At 27.9% G+C, this 3117-nt stretch carries 2 protein-coding genes; both read right to left on the reverse strand.

All coding sequences use genetic code 11. The features are described from left to right. Positions 1–1073 precede the first annotated feature (1073 nt). Positions 1074–1997: a protein rep gene (locus KA830_RS11940; protein ID WP_204173209.1), complete on the reverse strand. Its 924-nt coding sequence runs from the start codon at positions 1995–1997 to the stop codon at positions 1074–1076. A 259-nt stretch (positions 1998–2256) separates the two neighbouring features. Further along, the coding region (locus KA830_RS11945) for an AraC family transcriptional regulator (protein WP_194375768.1) at positions 2257–3117 on the reverse strand (861 nt) is incomplete at its 5' end.

The raw sequence follows: 3117 nt of genomic DNA on the forward strand, positions 1-3117 counted from the left end.
ATCCATCACCTTTCAATCCTATAGTAATCAATAATCAAAGAACTAACTCGATAATTTATATATAACAATTATCGAATAAAAAATAATTGCTTTATTCCAATTGCTTTATTGACGTTGAGCCTCGGAACCCTTAACAATCCCAAAACTTGTCGAATGGTCGGCTTAATAGCTCACGCTATGCCGACATTCGTCTACAAGTTTAGTTAAGGGTTCTTCTCAACATCAATAAATTTTCTCGGCATAAATGCGTGTTCTATTTTTTATTATCGTCTTGATAGTCATAAAAATAAAACACTCCTTTTTAGCAAACTTTATCGCAATAGTTATCGCTTTACAGGTCTATTTTTCATCGTTATAATCTAGTTAAATCCCGTAAGGGCGCACTTATGCGTTCTAAAAGAACGCATGTAAAAACCATAATCGACCTTCGTCGATTTTTTTATTTCAAAATTAAAGAAACGGCTTGAGATATTCCGAGCAGTTATAAAAATTAATTTGTCTTGAATATTGCTACTACATTCTTGAAAAAGTGATGTAGATTTATAGCCCATAACTTTTTTGAATTACATCGACGATACGGCGTCGAAAGAAAAATAAATAGACCGTATAAAAGAAAAAGCTACCCCAGATAAAGTGAGGTAGCTTTTATTTTTTATGCCCTTATTTTGAATTTTAAGGGGGCATTTTAAAGATTTAGGGGTAATTCATATAGTTTTTATGCCTAAAAACTTATATAAGCTCTTAAAACGCAAATATGAGCCAAATAAATATATGCTATTTCCAAAAGCAAAAATTTGAGCAAAACCAGTGTCGATTTTTAAGACACTGCCCAGTTACATGCAAATTAAAATTTTCATGATTTTTTATAGTTCCTACCGGGTTAAAATTTGTATAACGAAAGTATAATGTTTATATAACGTTAGTATAATAAAGCATTTTAACATTATACTTTTGATAATCGTTTATCGTCGTCATCACAATAACTTTTAAAATACTCGTGCTTAATTCAACAGCTGACCTCCCAATAACTACATGGTGTTATCGGGAGGTCAGCTGTTAGCACTTATATTTTGTTATTGTTCTTCCTCGATTTCGTCTATCATTTTGTGATTAATTTCTCTTTTTTCTTGTTCTGTTAAGTCATAAAGTTCACTAGCTAAATACTCTTTTTGTTTCCAAATATAAAAAATTTGATAGATATATTCGGTTGGATCAATTTCTTTTAAATAATCTAAATGCCCATTTTTTAATTTCTTTTTAGCCTCTTTAAATAATCCAGAATAAACTAATACCTGTTTACCTTTAAGTGATTTATAGAATGCATCAAATACTTTTTGATTTATTAAATAATCACTATCTTTACCAGAATACTTAGCCATTTCATATAACTCTTTATTGTTATTTTGTCTTATTTTTTGAACTTGAACTTGTGTGATTTCTGAAATGCCCGTTACATCACGCCATAAATCTAACCATTCTTGTTGACTAATATAATATCTTTTATCTGTGAAATACGATTTATTTACTGCAATTAACACATGAAAATGAGGATTATAATCATCTCTTTTTTTATTATATGTAATCTCTAACTTACGGACATATCCCTTTATAACACTACCTACTTTTTTTCTTTTTATAAGTTTTCTAAAAGAATTATTGTAACGTTTTATTTCATTTTCTAATTCATCACTCATTACATTAGGTGTAGTCAAAGTTAAAAAGATAAATTCCTTATTTTCTTGCTGCTTAATATATTGCATCATCAAAGATAAACCTAAAGCATCTTTTCTAGCTTTTCTCCAAGCACAGACAGGACAAAATCGATTTTTACAAGAATTAGCTTTATATAATTTCTGTTTTTCTAAAGTTTTATCAGCTACAAAAGACAGAAATGTATTGCAATCTTTAACTAAATCCATTTGATTCTCTCCAATATGACGTTTAATAAATTTCTGAAATACTTGATTTCTTTGTTTTTTCTCAGTATACTTTTCCATGTTATAACACATAAAAACAACTTAGTTTTCACAAACTATGACAATAAAAAAAGTTGCTTTTTCCCCTTTCTATGTATGTTTTTTACTAGTCATTTAAAACGATACATTAATAGGTACGGAAAAGCAACTTTTTTTATGCTTAAAACCAGTCATATCAATAACTTAAGGGTAACTAGCCTCGCCGGCAATAGTTACCCTTATTATCAAGACAAGAAGAAACTCGTTTTCAACTCGTTTCTAAAACCTTAAATATCTAAAATCAATTATTAACTGCGACCCAAATTTCACTATAAGCATTATCTCTATCTGAATCATTAAATTTAGTAAAAGAAAACATTGGTACATTAGCTAATTTATATTCTGTTTCTGGCAACCATTCAGAATAAATTTTAGCATATGTGTCTTGTAAAACTTTTGGAAATTTACCTTCATTTTCAAAGACTATCCATTTACTTTCATCAATATTTATAACATCAAGTTGATCGCTTATATTGTTTTCTGTTGTTATAACACCAATCATATGAGTTAAATAACCCTCTTCTTTAATAAAATTCTCATCAGCATCATATGAAACATTTACAATTTCTTTAGGTTCAATGTTTTGTAAATTATTCATTTCTTCTTTTTGTATATTAGTAATACTATTTGCTAGTTCTTCAATTTCATTGTTAACACCCTCGTATTGCATACGAACACGTTTTTTTACGCCTACTATATTAATTTTTGGCAAATCTACAATTCTAGTTTTCATGCCTATTCCTCCTTTAACATTAATAGCAAATGAAAGTTTCGGATATGAAATTAAAACTTGTTTTTCATATATTTGAGATGGTAAATACCCACTCCAATCTCTAAAAGACTTTGTAAAACCATCAATTGAATATCCATATTTTATAGCTACACTCGTTACTGATTCTTTATTTAATAAATCTTTATTAGCAAAATACAATTTTCTTTTTTTTATATACTCAGATAAACCGATACCAGTAAGAAATATAAACAAATTTCTATAATGCTGCTCAGGTAAACCAACAAAATTCGCTATATCATATAAATTTAAATCGTTTGTTAAATTCTGATCTATATAATCTATAGAATTATTTAAATTTTTTAATATCAT

The sequence above is a fragment of the Staphylococcus sp. GDY8P119P genome, from assembly GCF_017892075.1.
Classification (GTDB): Bacteria; Bacillota; Bacilli; order Staphylococcales; family Staphylococcaceae; genus Staphylococcus; species Staphylococcus ureilyticus.

What these genes read in the sequence shown, in the direction of transcription:
- KA830_RS11940 (WP_204173209.1), bottom strand. Translation starts at nt 1,997, where the DNA reads ATGGAAAAGTATACTGAGAAAAAACAAAGAAATCAAGTATTTCAGAAA.